At 30.6% G+C, this 20,775-nt stretch carries 25 protein-coding genes; 16 read left to right on the forward strand and 9 right to left on the reverse strand.

The window, feature by feature from the left end:
• Positions 1 to 3: 3 nt before the first annotated feature.
• Positions 4 to 429 (reverse strand): winged helix-turn-helix transcriptional regulator, encoded by a 426-nt coding sequence (locus tag ABD715_RS14670; protein ID WP_344789053.1) that lies wholly within the window; start codon positions 427 to 429, stop codon positions 4 to 6.
• A 156-nt stretch (positions 430 to 585) separates the two neighbouring features.
• Between ABD715_RS14670 and ABD715_RS14675 the strand changes: the two genes are divergently transcribed.
• From ABD715_RS14675 to ABD715_RS14690, 4 genes are all read left to right on the forward strand, one after another.
• The gene (locus tag ABD715_RS14675) at positions 586 to 1,455 is read left to right on the forward strand and encodes an SDR family oxidoreductase (protein ID WP_344789054.1); all 870 of its coding nucleotides are present in this window, start codon (positions 586 to 588) and stop codon (positions 1,453 to 1,455) included.
• Between the two features lies 1 nt (position 1,456).
• Complete coding sequence (locus ABD715_RS14680; protein ID WP_344789055.1) at positions 1,457 to 2,197, forward strand: SDR family oxidoreductase; 741 nt, start codon at positions 1,457 to 1,459, stop codon at positions 2,195 to 2,197.
• A 17-nt stretch (positions 2,198 to 2,214) separates the two neighbouring features.
• Positions 2,215 to 2,580 carry a nuclear transport factor 2 family protein gene (locus ABD715_RS14685; protein ID WP_344789056.1) on the forward strand — a complete coding sequence of 122 codons (366 nt, stop codon included), beginning with the start codon at positions 2,215 to 2,217 and terminating at the stop codon, positions 2,578 to 2,580.
• 268 nt (positions 2,581 to 2,848) lie between these two features.
• Complete coding sequence (locus ABD715_RS14690; RefSeq protein WP_344789057.1) at positions 2,849 to 3,586, forward strand: DUF3667 domain-containing protein; 738 nt, start codon at positions 2,849 to 2,851, stop codon at positions 3,584 to 3,586.
• Between the two features lie 163 nt (positions 3,587 to 3,749).
• Here the strand turns inward: ABD715_RS14690 and ABD715_RS14695 are convergent, their stop codons facing one another.
• The 8 genes from ABD715_RS14695 to ABD715_RS14730 all read right to left on the reverse strand — a co-directional run bounded on the left by ABD715_RS14695 (position 3,750) and on the right by ABD715_RS14730 (position 12,333).
• Complete coding sequence (locus tag ABD715_RS14695) at positions 3,750 to 4,616, reverse strand: hypothetical protein (protein WP_344789059.1); 867 nt, start codon at positions 4,614 to 4,616, stop codon at positions 3,750 to 3,752.
• A complete protein-coding gene (locus ABD715_RS14700) occupies positions 4,613 to 6,010 on the reverse strand; it encodes a DUF5723 family protein (RefSeq protein ID WP_344789060.1) in 1,398 nt (465 codons plus the stop codon). The genes ABD715_RS14695 and ABD715_RS14700 overlap by 4 nt, the downstream gene beginning before the upstream one ends.
• A 2-nt stretch (positions 6,011 to 6,012) precedes the next feature.
• On the reverse strand, positions 6,013 to 6,570 hold the full coding sequence (locus tag ABD715_RS14705) for a hypothetical protein (protein WP_344789061.1): 558 nt from the start codon (positions 6,568 to 6,570) through the stop codon (positions 6,013 to 6,015).
• A gap of 39 nt (positions 6,571 to 6,609) precedes the next feature.
• Positions 6,610 to 7,299 carry a YjjG family noncanonical pyrimidine nucleotidase gene (locus ABD715_RS14710; RefSeq protein WP_344789062.1) on the reverse strand — a complete coding sequence of 230 codons (690 nt, stop codon included), beginning with the start codon at positions 7,297 to 7,299 and terminating at the stop codon, positions 6,610 to 6,612.
• An 18-nt stretch (positions 7,300 to 7,317) separates the two neighbouring features.
• Positions 7,318 to 8,616 carry a polysaccharide deacetylase family protein gene (locus ABD715_RS14715; protein WP_344789063.1) on the reverse strand — a complete coding sequence of 433 codons (1,299 nt, stop codon included), beginning with the start codon at positions 8,614 to 8,616 and terminating at the stop codon, positions 7,318 to 7,320.
• 78 nt (positions 8,617 to 8,694) lie between these two features.
• Complete coding sequence (gene radC / locus ABD715_RS14720; RefSeq protein WP_344789064.1) at positions 8,695 to 9,393, reverse strand: RadC family protein; 699 nt, start codon at positions 9,391 to 9,393, stop codon at positions 8,695 to 8,697.
• Between the two features lie 82 nt (positions 9,394 to 9,475).
• Complete coding sequence (locus tag ABD715_RS14725; protein WP_344789065.1) at positions 9,476 to 11,218, reverse strand: ATP-binding protein; 1,743 nt, start codon at positions 11,216 to 11,218, stop codon at positions 9,476 to 9,478.
• Entirely contained in the window at positions 11,212 to 12,333 is a 1,122-nt protein-coding gene (locus ABD715_RS14730) for an FIST signal transduction protein (RefSeq protein WP_344789066.1), read from the reverse strand. Before ABD715_RS14730 ends, ABD715_RS14725 begins: the two co-directional genes overlap by 7 nt.
• Positions 12,334 to 12,571: 238 nt before the next feature.
• Here ABD715_RS14730 and ABD715_RS14735 point away from each other — a divergent pair, with 238 nt between their 5' ends.
• The 12 genes from ABD715_RS14735 to ABD715_RS14790 all read left to right on the forward strand — a co-directional run bounded on the left by ABD715_RS14735 (position 12,572) and on the right by ABD715_RS14790 (position 20,702).
• Complete coding sequence (locus ABD715_RS14735) at positions 12,572 to 13,165, forward strand: FMN-binding negative transcriptional regulator (RefSeq protein WP_344789067.1); 594 nt, start codon at positions 12,572 to 12,574, stop codon at positions 13,163 to 13,165.
• Between the two features lies 1 nt (position 13,166).
• On the forward strand, positions 13,167 to 14,087 hold the full coding sequence (locus ABD715_RS14740; RefSeq protein WP_344789069.1) for an SGNH/GDSL hydrolase family protein: 921 nt from the start codon (positions 13,167 to 13,169) through the stop codon (positions 14,085 to 14,087).
• Between the two features lie 122 nt (positions 14,088 to 14,209).
• Positions 14,210 to 14,989 (forward strand): HipA family kinase, encoded by a 780-nt coding sequence (locus ABD715_RS14745; RefSeq protein WP_344789070.1) that lies wholly within the window; start codon positions 14,210 to 14,212, stop codon positions 14,987 to 14,989.
• Positions 14,979 to 15,362: a DUF3037 domain-containing protein gene (locus tag ABD715_RS14750; protein WP_344789071.1), complete on the forward strand. Its 384-nt coding sequence runs from the start codon at positions 14,979 to 14,981 to the stop codon at positions 15,360 to 15,362. Before ABD715_RS14745 ends, ABD715_RS14750 begins: the two co-directional genes overlap by 11 nt.
• A 145-nt stretch (positions 15,363 to 15,507) precedes the next feature.
• Positions 15,508 to 16,149, forward strand: coding sequence for a hypothetical protein (locus ABD715_RS14755; RefSeq protein ID WP_344789072.1), 642 nt, complete (start codon positions 15,508 to 15,510; stop codon positions 16,147 to 16,149).
• 126 nt (positions 16,150 to 16,275) lie between these two features.
• Entirely contained in the window at positions 16,276 to 16,818 is a 543-nt protein-coding gene (locus ABD715_RS14760; RefSeq protein WP_344789073.1) for a nucleotidyltransferase family protein, read from the forward strand.
• Between the two features lie 8 nt (positions 16,819 to 16,826).
• Positions 16,827 to 17,414 (forward strand): Crp/Fnr family transcriptional regulator, encoded by a 588-nt coding sequence (locus ABD715_RS14765; protein ID WP_344789074.1) that lies wholly within the window; start codon positions 16,827 to 16,829, stop codon positions 17,412 to 17,414.
• A gap of 88 nt (positions 17,415 to 17,502) precedes the next feature.
• Positions 17,503 to 17,808 (forward strand): hypothetical protein, encoded by a 306-nt coding sequence (locus tag ABD715_RS14770; RefSeq protein ID WP_344789075.1) that lies wholly within the window; start codon positions 17,503 to 17,505, stop codon positions 17,806 to 17,808.
• 56 nt (positions 17,809 to 17,864) lie between these two features.
• On the forward strand, positions 17,865 to 18,695 hold the full coding sequence (locus ABD715_RS14775) for a sigma-70 family RNA polymerase sigma factor (RefSeq protein WP_344789076.1): 831 nt from the start codon (positions 17,865 to 17,867) through the stop codon (positions 18,693 to 18,695).
• A 58-nt stretch (positions 18,696 to 18,753) separates the two neighbouring features.
• On the forward strand, positions 18,754 to 19,371 hold the full coding sequence (locus ABD715_RS14780; RefSeq protein WP_344789077.1) for an FMN-dependent NADH-azoreductase: 618 nt from the start codon (positions 18,754 to 18,756) through the stop codon (positions 19,369 to 19,371).
• A 3-nt stretch (positions 19,372 to 19,374) separates the two neighbouring features.
• Entirely contained in the window at positions 19,375 to 19,881 is a 507-nt protein-coding gene (locus tag ABD715_RS14785; RefSeq protein ID WP_298486776.1) for a cupin domain-containing protein, read from the forward strand.
• A gap of 74 nt (positions 19,882 to 19,955) precedes the next feature.
• Positions 19,956 to 20,702 (forward strand): DUF6597 domain-containing transcriptional factor, encoded by a 747-nt coding sequence (locus ABD715_RS14790; RefSeq protein ID WP_344789078.1) that lies wholly within the window; start codon positions 19,956 to 19,958, stop codon positions 20,700 to 20,702.
• The last annotated feature ends 73 nt before the right edge of the window (positions 20,703 to 20,775 follow it).

Below are 20,775 nucleotides of genomic sequence, written 5' to 3' on the forward strand. Positions count from 1 at the left end.
AAGCTATTTCCAATTTTCTAACTTATAGTCTTCAATTTTTTTATTAATAAAACCTTCTTTATTGTTTTTTATAATTTGAAGCGTTTCACCAGAATATAATTCGGGATAAAACTCTCTAATGTGTTTATCGCTCCAAAGAGATAATTCTGCTATTATTGGCATTAGGTCTACACCCTTTTCGGTTAATGTATAAATATTGGTTTTCTTATTATCTGGCAGTTTATCTTTTGTGATAATCTTAAACTCTTCAAGCATTTTTAATCTTGATGATAATATGTTAGTAGCAATAGCTTCTTCACTCTCAATAAAATCTTTAAACGTTTTTTTTCCTTCAGTCAGCATTTGTTTAACAATAACCAAAGCCCATTTATCGCCAATAACATCAAGCGCAACGGTTATAGGGCAATTACATCTAAATTTATGTTCCATTATATCTAACGTATTTATAATTGATTACAAAGGTACAATTTTTATTTTTTTACTTGCAAAATGAAATTAATTTAATTTTTACTTGCATAATAAAAGTAATGTATATATTTTTGCTTGCGTTTTAAAAGTAATAAATAATATATAAAACAAATAAAAATGAAAAATGTAATTATCACAGGAAGCAGTAACGGATTTGGATACCTTTCAGCAAAACTATTTGCAGACAACGGTTATAAGGTATATGCCACAATGAGAAATCCTAACGGAAGCAATTCTGAAAAGAAACAAGAACTGGAAAATTATTCTTCAAACGTTAAGGTTGTAGCTATGGATGTTGCTAATGATGACTCCGTTACAAAAGCAATGGACAGCATAATTAAAGAAGAAGGTTCCATAGATGTTTTAATAAACAACGCTGGTATTATGCATTTAGGAATTGCAGAAGCGTTTAGTGTAGCCCAAGCAGATGACTTAATGAATATAAACTATTATGGTATTATTAGAACCTCACAAGCAGTATTACCAACTATGCGTAAAGCAGGAAAAGGGTTAATAATTAATACAACATCTGCCTATGGTAGAGTACCTGCTCCGTTTGCAGCAACTTATAGTGCATCTAAAGCAGCAGTAGAAGCGTATACACAAAGTTTAAAATATGAATTGGCACCTACTGGAGTAGAATCTATTTTAGTTGAACCAGGACCATTTGCTACTAATTTAGGAAATTCATTTGTTCCAGAAGCTAGAACAGAAATTGTAGCGGAGAACCCAGAATTACAGAAGATTCTTGGCACTATGGTTGAAGGATTTGGTGAGTTAATGCAGTCAGAAGATATTCCACAGCCTAGTATAGTTGCCGACGCTTATTTAAAACTGGCAGAAATGTCTCAAGGCACAAGACCAACACGTACAACCGTTGGATTGCCATTTGGCGCAGACAAGGTTAATGAACTAACGCAGTCTATACAAGATGAGTCTTTAAGCAATTACAAATTAGAGTACTTATTAGAAACAAAAATTAAATAAAATGACCAATAATATAGCAGACAAAGTAGTAGTCATTACAGGTGGAAGTAGCGGATTAGGAGAAGCTACAGCGCATTATTTGGCAGAAAAAGGAGCAAAAGTAGTATTAGGTGCTCGTAGAGTAGAAAAATTAGAAAAAGTGGCTACCGAAATTAAAGAAAATGGAGGTGCTGTTGAAATTTTAAGAACAGATGTTACCAGTGCCGATGATGTAAAAGCTTTGGTAAAAAAAGCCATTGACAGTTTTGGCAAAATTGATGTTATGGTCAATAATGCCGGTATTATGCCTTTGGCACCATTAAGTGCTTTAAAAGTTAACGAATGGGACAGTATGATTGATGTTAACATAAAAGGTGTGTTATACGGTATTGCTGCAGCCTTGCCAGAATTTGAAAAACAAAAATCGGGTCACTTTATCAATTTAGCATCTGTTGCGGGATTAAAAGTAAGCCCAGGCGGAGCAGTGTATAGCGGAACTAAATATGCAGTGCGTGCCATAAGTGAAGGATTAAGGCAAGAGGTTGGTAAAGATATTAGAACCACAATTCTTTCACCGGGTTTAATAGATTCTGAACTACAATTAGGAAGCTCAGATGAGGGCACTTCGCAATTTATACAGCAAGTTTACAAAGATGCCATTCCTGCAATTTCCATTGCAAAAGCTGTTACTTACGCTATTGAACAACCTGCAGATGTAGATATTAACGAACTCGTAATTCGTCCTACGATACAAGAATTTTAAAATAAAATTAGAATAAAATGGAAGATTTTAAAAAAATATGGAATAACTGGTGTGAAAGTTGGACCATAACTAATAACGCGGAAAGAGAACAAGAGTTACAGAAATTTATAGCCGATGATTTTAAATATACAGATCCGCTTTATCAAGCCAAAGGCCTTACCCAGATATCTGATTATATAGCTCAGTTTCAAGAGCAATTTCCTGGAACAACATTTGTTCCAACAAAAATACTTTCTCATCACGATAGATATCTAATAAAATGGGATATGCTAAACGAAAAGAATGAAGTTGTTGATGATGGAACCAGTTTTGCATTAGTTGAAGACAATAGATTAAAAGACATTACTGGATTCTTTGATGTAGATAATTATCCTAATCTATAATTCAGCCTTTTAACAAAAAAATGTTATTTCAAAAATCACAGTAGTATATTTTATTATTACTGTGATTTTTTTATTTAAGCAATCATCCTAAGCCTATTGCAAATAGTGGATATAAAAAATAAGGTTTAGTCGCTTAAACGAAATGATTTTAATAAATTTATAGTCTGTAACTTAACAGAAAAACAGCATATGTAATTCAAATACTTTTAATATCTCAACCCGATCTGAGCTATATTAAAATTTATAGCAAATAATAACCTTTACAGACATGAATGAAGACAGTATTTCTAAAAAATGCAAAGGATGTAATACTGCATTAACAGGTCCGTTTTGCGCTCAATGCGGAACTCCTAGAGTGCTTCCTAAAATTGATGCCTCGTATATTATATCAGAGATAGTTAGTGTGCTAAACTTTAACAAAGGCATTTTTTACACTATAAAAGAATTACTTACAAGACCCGGAGATAGCGTCCAAAAATTTATTCATAACGATAGAAAAAGACTTGTAAAACCTATAATATTTTTAATTGTATGCTCTTTAATTTATACGCTAGCACAACAGTTTTTAAAATTTGAAGATGGCTATGTTAACGCTGGAGGCTTTGGAGACTCTACAGTTACAACCATTTACAAATGGATTCAGAAAAACTATGGCTACGCAAATATTTTAATGTCCATCTTTATAGCGCTTTGGATTAAACTCTTCTTTAAAAAGCACCATTACAACTTTTTCGAAATTACTATTTTACTGTGTTTTGCTGTAGGCATAGCCATGCTTATTTATACCATATTTGGACTTTTAGAAACTGTTACGCACCTTAAAATTTTACATTTTGGAGGCATTATAGGCGTTATATATATTTCTTGGGCCATTGGGCAGTTTTTCGATAAAAACAAAAAAATCAATTATTTAAAAGGGTTTTTAGCTTATTTTATAGGTATGCTAACCTTTTATTTTCTTGCAGTAGCTTTGGGCTTAGTTATAGATTTATTATCAAAAAATTAAAGTAATACTCTAGTACTTGCTAGTTTATAAAAACATAAATAAAAAAAGACATAGTGCCCATTTTAAACGCAACTGTTCAAAACATAAAAAAACCAACAAAAGATAGATTATCCTTTGTTGGTTTTCTTTTAAATATAAAGTCTAGTTTACTAATATAATACGCTTAAAACTTAATATTTAAAGCTTCTTGTTTTAATGTTTTACCTTCGTAATATTCGGCAACCCAACTGTCTCCTTTTTTATAAATAATGGCATTTTTACCCTCTATTAAATATACATTACTTAAGCCTGTATGCTGTATTTTATAAACCACTTTTGGCGAACTATCTACCAACTGGAAACCGTTTTCTGTTTCTTGAGCATATAACACTCCAGACATTGATTTAGAAACAACTGGTTTTGCTACAACCACCTCTTTTGTTACCGTTTGTACAACTTGTGCTTTTGGCGCAACAACTTGCTTAGCCTCTTCCTGCTTTTGTTTTTTAAGGGTTTCTATTTCTTCTTTTAATTTTTGTATCTCGTTGTTAGAAATCTCCTCATTTTTAGCCACAACACTTGGCTGCTTTACAACTGTAGTGGTTTGTCCTTTTTTAGGAGTGTATTTGTAATTTAAAGCTTTAAAAGATAAAAATGCATCTCTTAAAGATTCATTATAAGCTTTACCAAATTCCTTTTCTCTACTTTCTCCTGTTTTAGACGTATACACCACTTTATCGTTACAGTCTTTTAAAACAGCTTTAAGTCTCGTTTTAAACATCCCTGGCTCTTTAAACACATCTACTCTTAAAGCAGAACACCTGTTATTAAAATAACCTTCAGGGTATTGATCTCCTTCCATAAAAGCAGAATAACCATATTTTTCGAACAAAAACTTAGCTAATCCATTCATTCTATACTCGTCAGGATGTTTTAAGAATGAAAATTGCTTTGGCACTATAATGTATTTGTATTCGTTTAAGTTTTCTTGAGAGAATACACTTGCAACTATAAAAAAAGCTATAAGTGCTGATAAGATATTAGTTTTCATTTTCTATTAAATATGTAATTAAGTCCTAATTGTAAAGATACACTTTGTGCATTATATACGTTTTGATATTCTAAAAAATTATCTGCCATTAAGTAAAGATTAACGTTTCCTAAATGGGCAGAAACCCCTAATCCAACGTTTTTAAACGAGAAGGCATCAACAGTATATGTTGCCTTTGCACTTAAGCCATTAAAAAGTCTGCGATAATAATACGCAGTTAAAGCCATTTGCGGTTGTTTGGGTCTTGCTATGGCATAAAGTTGTAGACCTACTCTATTTAAATATTCGTCGTTATCACTTAAACAATTGCATGCTTCTGTTTTCTTTTTACCAAAAGCATAATTTAACGATGCGTTTAATTTAGCTGGTCGCCAAGTTGTATATTTAGTTTTTGTACTATCTACCTCAAATAATTCTTCAAACTCATCTTCTACATTACTCCAATAATCATCTGCTGTTTGCCCCTCTGGCGACTCGTAGAATAATGGATCTACGCCTTCAAACTGATAATTGCCTTCAATTTTATAATTTTCAACATCTTTTGTATGGCTTATAAAACCTATATCTAGCAAACTAGCATCTACAGTCCATTGTTTGTCTATCTTTTGGGTAAAACCAATATCGAAACCTAACCCTAAATTACCACCTAATAAAAGTCTTTTTTTATAATCGTTTGCAGTAAATCTATCTTCTTCTCCACTTGTTGTATAGCCAGAAGTACGTAATTCTAAATCTAAATTAAAAATATGATTGTAAAAATTATTTTGCCCTATTCTAGTAACAAAAGAGCCTTTATTATTTGTTGAATTTGCATTTAATATACTAGAATAAACTTTACCACGCACACCAAAACTAAAGTTATTGTTTACCTGTTTATTATAACCTATATGCCACACAGAGATTAACTCGGCACTTAAATTGGCATGGCTAGCATCAAACACCCTATTTACATTGTTTTGATTGCCTTCGTAAGCTAAAATAGCATAGTCTTTTGGGTAATACGATATAAAATCGAACTCTTGATACACACCAAAACTAATATACTCTTTTTTATCAAAAATGCTGCCTATTGCAAAACCTCCCGAAAAAATTTCTATCTGTTGGTTTGCTGTAACAAAATTGTTTTCTTGCATACTATAAATAGCATTTTCTAGTTTTGTATTAAAGTTAACTCCATTATCTGCAAATAAATCGTAAACCGAAATACCAGAACTACCAGAATTAAAATGTATGTGAGATAACAGAGGAATACCAAAATACCATTTATTGGTAACCTGGCCTCCAGGATTTTGTATTAATGCCTGCGGAATTTCTGAAAAGCCATATAATATTTGTTTATTTTGCCCTAAGGAAAAACAGGAAACAAGAAATAATAAATAGGTAATTTTCCTCATATTTAGCGATCGATATTTAAATAAAATACTCCTTTTGATTTTAAATGAATGCTTCCTGGTGAATTGGGATCTACAGGAGCTCCTGGCAACATAGTTAACCTAAAAACCAAAGTTGTTGTCTCCTTTAAGTTCTCTAAGGTTTCGTCCTCAAAAACCTCTATATGCTCGAAAGTTAAATTTTCGTTATTTGGCGAAGCATCTGCAGAAAAAGTAAACGAGTGTCTTAGTGTATTGGTATTATCTAAAAAATCTACTTGAACTTGGTATGCTCTATTTATCGAGTTTACAGTTTCGAAAACAAGCTCTGCTTTAATAAGATTATCGTTAACAAACTCATTATCAAAAATATCTAACACCACATAATCTCCTGCGGTGTAAGCACCACTTCCTCCTAAAAAGAAATCGCCTGCTGCAGCTTCAAAATAAAACAAACTAGACTCTAAAACCGGATTAATCTCTAAATCATTAACTTGATCAAGATCGATTTCTTCTGTACAAGAAACGCCAATTAAGCCCATTGAGATTACAAAAAATGCAATTTTAAATAAATGTTTAATCATAGGTCTATTAAACGATAGTTAAATTAAATTCGTATTATTTTATAAAAATTTCTTTAAATGAAGTAAGCTATTTATCTGTTTTATATCTTTATTAACTGTGGTGTTATGCACATCAAAAAAGATACTTTCCATACCCATATTTTTAGCTCCTAAAACATCTGCTTCAAAATCGTCGCCAATCATTACACTATTACTTACAGTTGTATTGGCTTGGTTTAATGCGAAGTCGAAAATTTTAGGGTTAGGCTTTTTAACACCTACCATTTCTGAGTTTGTAACGGTTTTAAAATAATGATTAATCTTCGATTTCTCTAATTTACCTTGTTGTACCTCATCAAAACCATTAGTAATTATATGAAGCGTGTATTTGGTGTTTAAGTAATCTAGAATCTCTAAGGTATGATCTAATAAATAATTAAACGATGTTAAATGGTCTATATAATCGTCTGCCAATTTATTAACAATAGCTTTATCGACCTTAAAATTTAATTCTTTAAAAGTATCGTTTAACCTACCAAAACGTAAAGCTTCCTTTTCAACTTTTTCTTCCCTATATAATTTCCAATAATTTAAATTAATAGGTTTATATGATGCTAAAAAAACACTAACATTAACATCTAGATTGTTAATGTTAAATATCTTGCCAAAAGCCAGCTCAGAGTTTTTATCAAAGTCCCATAAAGTATGGTCTAAGTCAAAAAAAACATCGGTTATTCCTTTTATTTTCATAATACTATTTTTTCAACATTAATCGTTAGCCGATTCTAATATCATATTAAACAAATCTTTAAAGCCTTTCCATCTGGTATCTGTACTAAAAGTATAATTATGAAAAACAGGAACAAACTCTCCATTAACTTGTTTTATTTCGCGAATTAAACCATTTAAAATCTGCTTTTTATCTAATAACGATTTTGTTTTTAGCAAAGTATAATCCATTAAATGATAAGAGCAAACCTTTAAAGGTGTCTGCACTTCGTAATCTAAATCGTAAAATAAAAAAGGCGTGCACGAGCCCGCTCTAAAGCCTATATGGTTTACATACCCCATGGTATAATCTTCTTTTACCTCCAACTCTATTAAGTTTCTATACGATTCTGGTAAATTTAATTTAGAAAACGATTGCCTAGAAGAACATAACGACATGTTAATAATGTTTTCCATTTGTAATTTTTCTTTTTTAAGAATTGAAATATCTTCGATAGAAAAATATGAGGTTTTTAAACCTACTTTGCAATAATCTGCCACATGCTTAATGAGAGATACAAACTTCTTTTTGTTTACATTTATACCCTTATCGTAAGTAGAAAAAGCGCCTATTAAAAAGAAAAACACAAACTTATAAGGTGTTTGTTTTTGCTTATTTATAAGGTATTTAAACGTATCGTGCGGATCGTGTTTTAAACCAGAAACCACCATAAAACGCATGTACACACGTTTAAATTTTAATGTAAAAATATCTTTAATAAACCCACCAAGCGATCTTAAAATGCCTTTTAATTTATATAAATATGCACTAGGTACATCTATAATAGGACGAATACTGTATGTTCTTGCTGGAAATTCGAAATCTGGAAAATGACCTTGCAATGCTTCTTTAAATTTATACGCCCAAATATCTACAACGGGTTGGTGTAAAAACCCATGTTTGTAACCTAGACTCTCGGTTGCTAAAAAACGTCCATAATCGTCTTTAACATGTGGTAAATATTCTTCGTATCTAGAAAGCAAATAAAAAGCTGAAGCAAAAATATCAAAAGGCATGGCACTTTTATCTCCATTAAAAAAAAAGCCTTTTGTGTTTTCCCAGTTTTGCACATTTATTTCTACATCAGATAAACCTTGTTCGAATAATATATCGTGACTTTTTATAAAAAACTCGCTTCCTAATTGCTGTTTTGTATAAGACATTTTTAGGCTATCGTGAGCAATAAAAGCCTCTATTTTTGTTGTAAACTCTACCTGAATTCCTAAAACTCTTATACAAATGTGCTTAAAAACATATTTTAATCTAGGCGATATTTTATGTGTATATACTAAAAGCATTCTTTATTTGTAAACTCTAATCATAAAAATTTAAGGACATTAACTAATAATTAAATAATAGTCAACCTGTTATACTTTTTACAACAAACTCTCGTCTGCAAAACTAAAATATGCTTTTTCTGTTACAATGACGTGGTCTAAAACTTTTATATCTAAACTTTCGGCTGCTTTTTTTAATTTAGAAGTAATTTGCTTATCTGCCTCACTAGGTCTTAATGTACCTGAGGGATGGTTATGCGATAAAATTAACCCTGTTGCTCCTACCTCCAAAGCACTTTTAAGCACTAAACGAACATCGACCAAAGTACCAGTAATACCTCCTTTACTTAATTGATTTTTTTGAATTACTTTATTAGAATTGTTTAAATAAATAATCCAGAATTCTTCGTGCTCTAGCTCGCCTATTACAGGTTGCATTAACTCGAAAACAGCAGTACTAGATGTTATCTTCATTTTTTCTAAAGCCTCTTCGCCACGACGCCTACGCCCCAACTCTAGAGCTGCAATAATGGTAATAGCTTTAGCCTCTCCAATGCCTTTAAACTCCATAAGCTGTTTAATTGTACGCTTACCTAATTCGCTTAAATTATTATCTACACTAGCTAAAATTCGTTTACAAAGTGCTACTGCACTTTCGTCTCTGTTACCAGAGCCTATTAAAATAGCAACTAATTCGGCATCGCTTAAAACACTTTTGCCTTTGTAAAGCAATTTTTCTCTTGGCTGGTCGTCTTGCGACCAATTTTTTATTGAAAATGAAGTAGATTTTTCACTCATGTGATAAAGCTACATATTTTTTTTAATTCTTTTCAAGAGCTGAAAATAAAAAGTTAATTTAATAAGCTTAGCGCCAAAATAGTTATACTACCTTTTTTGTTAATCGATCTTCTCGACTAAAAGATTTAAGCAATTTATATAACTTAACAGGATTAAATGGTTTGCCCATAAAACCATTCATTTTGTAACGTTCTGTTTTTTCTTTAATATCTGTTTGAGCAAAAGCAGTAAGGGCTATTATAGGAATATTTGATTTATAGTTAGGTAACGCTCTTATAATTTTTGTGGTTTGATATCCATTTAAAATAGGCATTTGAAGATCCATTAAAACAACATCAAAATCTGTTCTATCTAAAAGATTTAGTACTTCTTCTCCGTTTTCTGCTATTTTATAATCGACTTTCCACTTCATAAAAAAGCGTTTTAAAATAAGCACATTCATTTTATTATCTTCTGCAATTAAAACCTTTAAATTAATAGGCTTATAATCTGGCTGTATTTTTACCATTTCTGGCTCGTAAAGATTTAACCTATTACTTACCTTAAAATCGACATTAAAAGAAAATGTAGAACCTTTACCAATTTCGCTTTCCACATCTAAATCGCTGCCTTGCAGAGTTAACAACTTTTTACTTATAGAAAGTCCCAGACCAGTACCACCGTATTTAACAGAGGTTTCTGAGTTGGCTTGCATAAAGCTTTCGAAAATAGTTGCTTGTCTATTTTTAGAAATACCAATACCAGTGTCTTTAACTTTAAATTCTAATTTTACTTTATTTTCGTCTACTCCTAAATTATTAATAGACAGCGTAATGCTTCCTTTTTCTGTAAACTTTAAAGAATTGCTTAAAAGGTTTTTTATTACTTGAGTAAGTTTTAATCTATCTCCTATTATATTATTTGGCACATCTTTACCTTTTATTAAATAAAATTTTAATCCTTTTTCTTTAGCTATTATGCTAAAATGAGATTGTATATTCTCTAGGAAATATTTAAAACTAAAATCTTTTTCTGCTACTTTTAATTTACCCGATTTAATTTTATCAAAATCTAACAAATCGTTAATTAGCCCTAGCAAATGCTCGCCAGAGTATTTTAAGGCCTTTAAATTTTCGGCTTGTTCGGGTAAATAGTCTTCCATTAACAGAATGTTAGACAAACCTGTTACTGCATTTAAAGGCGTTCTTATTTCGTGAGACATCGTAGAGAAAAACTCGTCTTTAGACAAACTTGCTTTATGCAACTCTAACTCTGTATTCTTTAAATTTGTAACATCTATAATAGTACCTATAAACCCGCAAGGGTTACCTTTTTTACAATAAATAAGTTTAGATTTTACTTCTAGCCACATCGATTTGTTGCCTTTATCGTACTTAAATATAAATTTAATATGCTTCTTTTCTCTAGAAAGTAATTTTTCAAACTCCTCGTTACCAACAATATTTTCTGGCACAAGAAAATCTTTAAAGCTTCTACCAATAGATTTACTAACCGAAAAACCAGAATATTCTTTCCAAGCTTTATTTAAATATGTAAAGTTACCATCTAAATCTGTCTCAAAAATAATTCCGCCTACATTAGCAACAATATGTTCTAATTGTGTTTTTGTGTTATCTCGTTCGTTTTTTAAAGTTTGATTTGCTAAAAATAATTCTGAGGAACTTTTTTCTAAAATATGCTCTACGTGCTTCAAGTCTTTGTCAAAGCCTTTATAAGCATCGTCAATCATATTTAAAAAATTAGCAAACTTAGGGTCGTCTAGATTATCTAATCCAGATTTCTTTAATTGCCTTTTAAGCAATCTATGTTGGCTGCTATCTAACATTCTGAAAGGGTCGTAATTGTTATTGTTTTATTATGTAACTCACACAAAGAATGTTGGCCATGTGGACCAATTTCTCCATAAGAATAAAAGCCAGTTATACTTGTTTTATCTCCTAAAACATGCCTAACTGCCTCAACCTCTTCTTCTATCATTTGCTTAAAAATTAAGCGTCTGCCTACACAACTTACAATTAAAGCTAAATCGGCTGTTTCTTTTAATTTATTTATAGCTTCTTTAGTAGCATCTTCTGCTCCATTTATTAGCCTATCTATATTGCCTTTCATTAACCTTACATAGCCTCCTTCAGTAATATTTCCTGCAAACGTTATACTCTTTTCTTCTTCATCTACTTTTAAAATAGATCGTACTATAGGTTTGGCTTCTGCATCGGTACGCATACTTAAAGGAAATTGCAATTTGTAATTACAATAATTTTCCTCGCCAAAAAAGGGGCTATAAACATCTAAAGCAGGAATGCCATCGACCTCGTAAAGTACATTTTTTATTGATTTTGTTACTAGTCGTTCTATACCGTAACTATCCCAACCTCCTTTAGAGCCACAACCTACTTTAACATGATTACCATATAGACCTAAGCCTACAATCATTTTATTTACTATCTCGCCTCCATTTATTATAAATGTTGCATTTACACTTTCTCCAGTTCCAGCCAATCCTCCTGTTATACTTATTCCTGGCAATTCTTTTTTTAATCCAGAAACCAAGTCAGACCCGTTAACATGTGTACCCTCACTAAATACAAAAACATGCTTTAAATCTTCGCTATTTAATTTGCTCGCTAAAGCTTTACCTGCATTATAACTCGCGTGCGCATGAGATAAGTTAACAGCTGCTTTTTTAAGTTTAATTTTATCGAACTGAATAGCTGTTAACGACATGGTACTATCTTTTACCGTTACATCTAGTATTTCGCCAGAAGTAGAAGCTCCTATAATTATAGCCTTAGGGTACTGTTTTATTAACACTTTTAAAACATCTTCTTTGGGCTCAAAATGTGGAGATACAAAAAGTATAAATAGACTAACATCTATATTTATTTCTAATAACTTATCACACCAATTATCTTGGGTTAATGAGGCTTGATTTACTTTCATGTCTGGGGATTAACAATTCAAATATATGTATTTAATCGTTAAAAAGAAACACTTAAACGTAAAACTATTAATAATTCATAGTAAAAAACTAACAAAATAAAGACAAATAGGCCTTATAGTAATTTATCAATTAAATTTTTATAAACCTATTACATTGTTTAAATAAAAAATAAGAACATTAGTTTATTTCTCTATTTATAAAATCATTGTATATTTCATAATCCATTATATTAAAAACATGAAATACCCTCCAAAGCATCATCAAGACAACAATATAAACCACATGCTCGAGGTTATTAAAGCCTACCCGCTAGCCACTGTTATTTCTGTAAAAGATAACGCACCTTTAATTACCCATTTACCATTAATATATAATACTAATGGCAAATTAATTGGACATATAGATAAATACAACCCGCAAACCCCTTTACTAAAAAACAATAACGAGATAACTCTTATATTTTCTGGTCCAGAGTGTTACATATCGCCCAACATTTATACTACAAAACAATTGCCCACATACAACTACATAAAAGTACATATTAAAGGTACCGTAAAAGAAGTGCAAAGCAAAGAAGCTTTAAAAAATTCGCTTATTAAAATGACTGAATTCTTAGAAGCTCCAGACCATAAATACACCTTAGAGCCAAATAATAAGGCTATGGATAGCTACTTAGATTACATTAAAATGTTTGAAATTACAATTACCAATTGGGAAGGAAAGTTTAAACTATCGCAGGATAAAACCCCTGAAGATATTGAAAAAGCTAAAAATCAATTAATTAAAACAAACCAAGCTAACATAGCATCTTTTTTAAATAAAATAGTTTAAAATGAAGCACCTTATATTAATTACAATAGTGTTTATCAATTTTACTTTTAAAGGATATAGCCAAACAAAAAATGATGTATTTAATAAAGCTAATACTATTTTATTTCTTGGAGATAGCATAACGTATCATGGCCACTATATTACTTTTTTAGAAGCTTATTTATCAATAAAATACCCCGACCAAGCCTTTCAATTTATTAATCTAGGACTTTCTAGCGAAACCGTTTCTGGCTTATCTGAGGCAAACCATGCTAAAGGTAAATTTCCGCGCCCAGATTTACACGAACGCTTAGATCGCATTTTAAATAAAACTAAACCCGATTTGGTATTTGCCTGCTATGGCATGAACGATGGCATTTACCTTCCTTTTAACAATAGTAGATTTTCTAGTTTTAAAAATGGCATAAATTGGCTACACTATAAAATAGACCAAATAAACGTACCTATTATTCATTTAACACCTCCAAACTACGACAAAGATAAAGCCTATACTACAGTTCTAGATATTTACTCGAACTGGTTGTTAAGCAAACAGTACTCTGCCAATTGGAAGGTTATAGATTTACATTGGCCTATGCAAGATTTTCTAGATCAAAAAAGAAAAACAGATCCAAGCTTTTTCTTAGCAAAAGACGGTATACACCCAAATAAAACAGGACACTGGTTAATGGCTAAACAAATTCTTTTATATTTTGATAATAATGATGTAACAAATATATACAACCCTGAAAATGCTTTTAATAAGATGAAAAATGGACTACAAATTTTAAATCTTGTTGATAAACACCAAAACATAATGAAGCATGCATGGCTAACCTACACTAAACACAGCAGACCAAATATAAAAGCAGGCTTGCCTTTGGCGGATGCTAAACAAAAATCTGAAGCTCTAAAAAAAGAAATTAAGCTCCTCTTAAAATGATGCTATTTAAATAATTCAATTAACCATTGTACTTTGCTTAATCATAAAAAAACAATAACTTCGTTTCGCTTTTTAAAGCGACTAATTGATTGAATAAGTAAGTTTACTTCTATTTAATATTCATGAATAAAATTGATATTCGTACAGTCGATGTTACACAATATGTACAACCTTTAAGAGAAGGTGGCTCACTTCCAGCTATAGTGAAAGCAGATGACGACTTTTTATATGTAATAAAATTTAGAGGAGCTGGACAAGGTAAAAAAGCTTTAATTGCAGAATTTATTGGAGGTGAAATAGCTAGAGCTATAGGCCTTAATGTACCCGAATTGGTTTTTATGAATCTAGACGACTCGTTTAGCAAAACAGAACCAGATGAAGAAATTCAAGATTTATTAAAATTTAGCGTAGGTTTAAATCTTGGTTTACATTTTTTATCTGGCGCTATAACTTTCGACCCGTTGGTTAGCAATGTCGATGCTTATACAGCATCTTTAGTTGTGCTTTTAGACAGTATTATTAGTAATATAGACAGAACAGCAAAAAACACCAATTTGCTACATTGGCATAATGCACTTTGGGTAATAGATAATGGTGCTAGCTTTTACTTTCATCACGATTTTAAAAACTGGAAAAATCACCTTACCAGAACCTTCCCACTTATAAAAGACCATGTACTTGTACAAAAGGCAACCCAATTAGAAGAAGCAAAAAAACAGATAACAACGGTATTAACCACCCATGTTATTAAAGATATAGTAAATAGCATACCAGAAGATTGGTTAACAAACGAATCTGATAACATGTCTAGCACAGAAATGAGAAAAGCTTATATAGAGTTTATAAACTCTAGACTCTCCAAAATAGATTTATTAGTTAAAGAAGCTCAAGATGCAAGATAGGTATACATACGAATATGCAGTAATTAGAATTGTTCCTAAAGTAGAACGCGAGGAGTTTTTTAATGTAGGTGTTATTCTTTTTTCTAAAAGAAAAAAATTTATTGGTATAAAATATCATATCAATGCAGAGAAGTTAAAAGCATTTGCAGCAGAGTCAGAACTAGAAACTTTAAATAATTATTTAAAGGCATGGCAATTAATTTGCGAAGGCGAACCGCTTGGAGGTAAAATAGGAAAAATGGAATTGTCTGATAGATTTAGGTGGCTTGCTGCTTGCCGAAGCACTATTATACAAAGCTCTAAAACACATTCTGGGCTATGCTATAATCCAGAAAAAACTCTTGAAGATTTATTTAAAAGTTACGTTTCTTAACTTTTTTTAGCACATAATTATTTAGCTTTATCCTACTTTATAGTTTTACAATTCGTCTTTAAAAAATAACAATTCAAGCTTTTAAACTTTATTAAGCTAAACTAAAATAGGATTTTTGAATCGTTAATCAATACAACGCAATATTATGGAAGATACGATTAAGATTTTAATTTACATTCACGCCTTTTTTGGCGGATTAGGCTTAATTACAGGTATAGGTAGTATTTTAGTAAAAAAAGGAAGCTTAGCTCACAAAAAAATGGGTAAACTATTCGTTATAGGTATGCTTACAAGCTCGCTTGTTTCAATGCCCATATCTTGTATACCTAATCACGAAAATGCATTTTTATTCTTAATTGGTTTGTTTACCATTTACCTTGTTTTAGTTGGCAAAAGAGCCTTAACTTTTAAAACAAAAGACAAAGCAACCTCGATAGATAAAATAATTTCTGGTAGCATGCTATTATGCGCTCTTATAATGATAACAATGGGTATTTTCGGCCTTATCAATAACACGTCTATGGCAACACTATATTTGTTTTTTGGCGGATTTGGATTGTCATTATCCTTCAAAGATTTTATTTTTTACAAAAACCCTAAAAAACAAAAAAATGCCTGGTTAATTTCTCATTTAAGCAAAATGCTTGGCGCACTAATAGCATCTATAACCGCTTTTATTGTTGCTGGTTTAGGCATTTCTAATTTAATAGCTTGGACGTTACCCACGCTTCTTGGTACAATATACATAGTGTATTGGATAAGAAAAATGAAGCCCAAAAAAGTCTAATACACTTATAAGTTATGTTGTAATTAGCTTATTTGACTTTGTAAAAATTTTCAACTAACTTCGTTTAACAGACGATATGGCTAATAAAAACTGAACGCTATATTAGCGTTTGCAGTAATTAGAAAAATGCAAAAATTAGAAAACAAACTAATAGAAATTATTGAAAGTGATTTATGGATGACTAACATTTTAAAAACTGTTAGAGATTTAAACTTAAATGATTGTTGGATTGGAGCTGGTTTTGTTAGAAACAAAATTTGGGATAAAAAACATGGAAAAGACAGAACAGAACTTAATGATATTGATGTTATATATTTTGACAAATTAAACCCTAGTAAGAAATATGACTTGCAAATAGAAAACAAATTAAAAAACATTAATTCTAATCTAAACTGGTCCGTAAAAAATCAGGCAAGAATGCATATTAGAAATGGGCACCAACCCTATACTAATTGTAAACATGCTATTTCTTTTTGGCCCGAAACTGCAACTGCAGTAGCTGTAAGGCTTAATAGTAAAAATAAAGTTAAATTTATAGCTCCACATGGTTTAGATGATTTGTTTAACCTTATTGTAAGACCAACACCTAAATTTGATTTGACTATTTACCATACTAGAATAAAAAATAAGAGGTGGAAAGAGCAATGGAATAAATTAGAAATAGTTTAAACTAAAAAATGAATTCAATTAAAATACAACATCTTCTAAATTATTTTGACAAATATTGGGCTATTGAAGAATTAACCGTAAAAATGCTTGACAAATGCGTAACTAAAAGGAAGCTTAAGAGAAAAGAAAACATCTTAACAGAAGGAGAAAAATGTAACCACTTAACCTTTGTTATAGAAGGAATTTTAAAGACTTATCATGTGGACAAGAAAGGAAACCAACACAACCTTCAATTTACCTCAGAAAATAAATGGGTAACAGACTTTAGTAGTTTATATAATAGTATTCCTAGTAAACTTAATATTGAGACTATAGAACCTTCTATTATTCTACAAATAAAGAAAGAAGACCTTTTTAAATTATATGATAATTCCCCTATGTTCGACAGAAATATGAGGATTATTACAGAGAATGCATTTATTGAACAACAAGAAAGAGTTCTTCAACACATTAGCTCTACTGCTCATGAAAGGTATCTTTATTTTCTAAATAAATATCCTGATTTGTCAAACCGAATTTCAAACATACAAATTGCTTCATACATAGGTGTAACTCCAGAATTTTTAAGTGCTATTAGAAAAAAAACAACTATCTAAAGTTAATTTTCTTAAACTATCTTATTGTTTTACACGAAATTATGAAGGTAGTTTTGCTACTAATAATTAAAATCAAATAATTCAAAAAATGATAGTAGAAATCACCACTTACAAAACAGCTAAAAATGTAACTCACAAAGAGCTTTTAAAAGCTTCAAAAGCATTTAACAAAGACTATTGCTCTAAATGTAAAGGCCTAGTTAGTAGACAATTTTTAAAAACAGAGGATGGTTATATGGATATCTTTGTTTGGAAAAGCAAAGAAGATGTTGAAAGAGTTCAAGAAACATTTATGCAAAACGACGACGCGATGAAATTTGCTAGTTTGACTGACTCAAATAGTTTAACCATGAAAAACTATGAGGTTTTAGAAACTTCCAATTTTAACAATTAAAATGTCACGTTTTCATAAATTGAATTGTCTTAGTGCTAAAACATAATAATTAGATTTTGAAAAATTATCACGACATATTGTTTCCATTCGCATATAACATTCTTGGTTCTTCTGAAGATGCAAAAGATACTATTCAAGATATTCTTGTAAAGTACTTGATAATTGACAAAGAGCATATTAAGAATGAAATTGGATATTTAATCAAGTCTGTCATCAATCAATCAATTAATGTAAAAAAGAAGAAAAAAGCAATAGTAACTGATAGTATTTGGCTTCCAGAACCACTTTCAACCGAAAATGCAGATGACAACATCAATTACAATGAGGTTTTATCTTATTCAATGCTTACGCTTCTAGAGAAATTAACAGCAAAAGAACGTGCTGTTTTTATTTTAAAAGTAGCTTTTGATTATTCTCATAAAGAAATTGCTGAAACCATTGGTTTTACAATTGAAAATTCAAGAAAATTATTAAGTAGAGCAAAAATTAAACTGAATAATAGCAAAACAAAAAACAATAGTATTCCCAAAAATGAAACCCAAAAATTGAAGCAATACATTGAAGCAATGCAAAATGGAAACTTGTCTGCTTTAGAAAAACTACTATCTAAAGACATACTACTAGCCGCAGATGGAGGGAAAAACATTAAAGTAGTTAGAGAATTAACAAGTGGTATAACAAACACTTCTAAGCTATTACTATATGTTTACAAAGCCTTTTTAACTGGTTTAGAGATTAAACACGCCATCATAAATCACCAACCTGCTATTCTATTTTATCAAAATGAGGTACTTAAAAATTGTCAAATATTTGAAATAGAAAAAAATAAGATTGTAAATATCTACTCTATTGTTGATCCAAATAAACTAAAATCACTTTCCCTGTAAAATTTGTCACGTTTTCTCTTTTGGTTTTGTCATACTATTGAACATAAATACGCAATAGATGAAAAAATTATTACGAATAGATGCCAGCTTAAGAAAAGAAGGTTCGCACTCAAGACACTTAGCTAATTATTTTGAAAAAAATTGGCTAAAAGCCCATCCTACAGGAAAAGTGATTTATAAAGACTTAACAAAAACTGAAATACCTCACTTGCAGAATGAAACAGTAGAAGCATTCCATATCCCTCTGAAAGAGCAGAACAAGATTAACAAACAAGCGACAAGGTTATCTGACCAACTTATTTCGGAACTAAAATCTGCAGACTATGTACTTATTAGTAGTCCGTTGTATAATTTAAATATACCATCAACTTTAAAATCGTATTTAGACCACATTATTAGGTCTGGACATACATTTAGAGTAAATAAAGATGGTAGTTATCAAGGTTTACTCGAAAACATTAAAGCATTTCTAATTACAACTAAAGGCGAGACATATAAAGGTACAGCAATGGCTTCGCTAGATTTTCAAGAACCATATCTTAAAACAATTTTCGGTTTTATCAATTTAGAGCTTAAAGCTATTTTTTCTCTTGAAGGAACAGCTTATCCGGAGCTTCTAGAAAAGAATAATAAAATACAACAGGAAAAAATTTTAATGACCTTACAAAATATTTAATCTATGAAACCAGATTACTTTAATGACAAGCTTGAAAATAAAGCATCTATTATACAGCCTAATGAAGGAGAAAAATTAGAGTTAAGTACCATTGCAATAACATTTAAAGTAACTAGTGAAATGTCTAATGACCAATTAGGTGTTTATGAAATTACGCTTCCGCCAATGGCAATTGGTGCAAAATTGCATTACCATAGATTTATGGACGAAACTTTTATTGTAAACCAAGGAGAGTTAACCATGCAAGTTGGCAAAGAAGAATACAAAGCCAAACCTGGAACTGTTGCTTACGTTCCAAGATTTACACCTCACGGATTTAAAAATGACACGGATAAAACTGTAAAACTGACCTTAATTTTTAATCCATCTCAAAAACGAGAAGGTTTTTTTAAAGGCTTACATGAAACCTTAAATGAAGTACCTATTAACCCCGAAAAATATTTAAAACTATACAATAAATATGATAGTTTTCCTGTAGATACTTCTAATATGATCCCAATAAGGAAATAATTTTTAAAAAATCAAAGCAACTTTAATTAACAACTAAAGTTGCTTTTCCTATTTTAGTTGTTATTTACAATACATTGGAATATAAAGAATACATACCATATAATAATTTAAATTCTATTGTTGATACAATTTGGCTAGCCACAAATTTTAATCAAGAAATTGAATCAAGAATAATTCCTGATGGTCATATCGACGTTATTTTTGAGCTAGATAAAGAAACTTACAATTATTCAAAAAATAAAATTAGAGTTTCAGGAATGATGACCACTTATAAAAAAGTAACCTCAAAAAAAAACTCAAAAACCATAGGAGTACGTTTTAAAGCTGGTCAATTTAATACAATTTCAAACATTCCTGTTTCAGAGTTAAAGAATGAAACATTGAGTGCTTCAGATATATTTCCGCACTTTAATTATTCTATTTTAGACAAGCTCATTGAATGTAAAAATCAATTTGAAAAAATAGCGCTTGTCAATGACTTTATAACAAATTTTATTCAATGGAATAAGGTAAACAAAAACAAGTTAGAACTTTCTGTTTGTAAATCTATTGAAGCTAATTTTCAAGATATTGACCTTGCTAAAATTGCAAAAGAACATTCTATAAGTTTAAGGCAGTTAGAAAGACGTTTTAAAGCCATAGTGGGTGTTACCATGAAGGAATATCATTCTATAACTCGATTTAACAAAACAATGAAACATATTTCTACAAACCCTGACACTAGTTTACTACATGTTGCATTTGATATGGGGTATTTTGACCATTCTCATCTCACTAAAGAGATTCACAAAATGTCGGGTTTAAATCCATCAGAAATTTAATGCTGTCGTTTTTTTACAAAGTATAGAGCTTTGGTTGTTTTTACTTTTGTTTGAAAACAAACAAAATGAGAAA

The sequence above is a fragment of the Postechiella marina genome, assembly GCF_039538365.1.
Classification (GTDB): Bacteria; Bacteroidota; Bacteroidia; order Flavobacteriales; family Flavobacteriaceae; genus Postechiella; species Postechiella marina.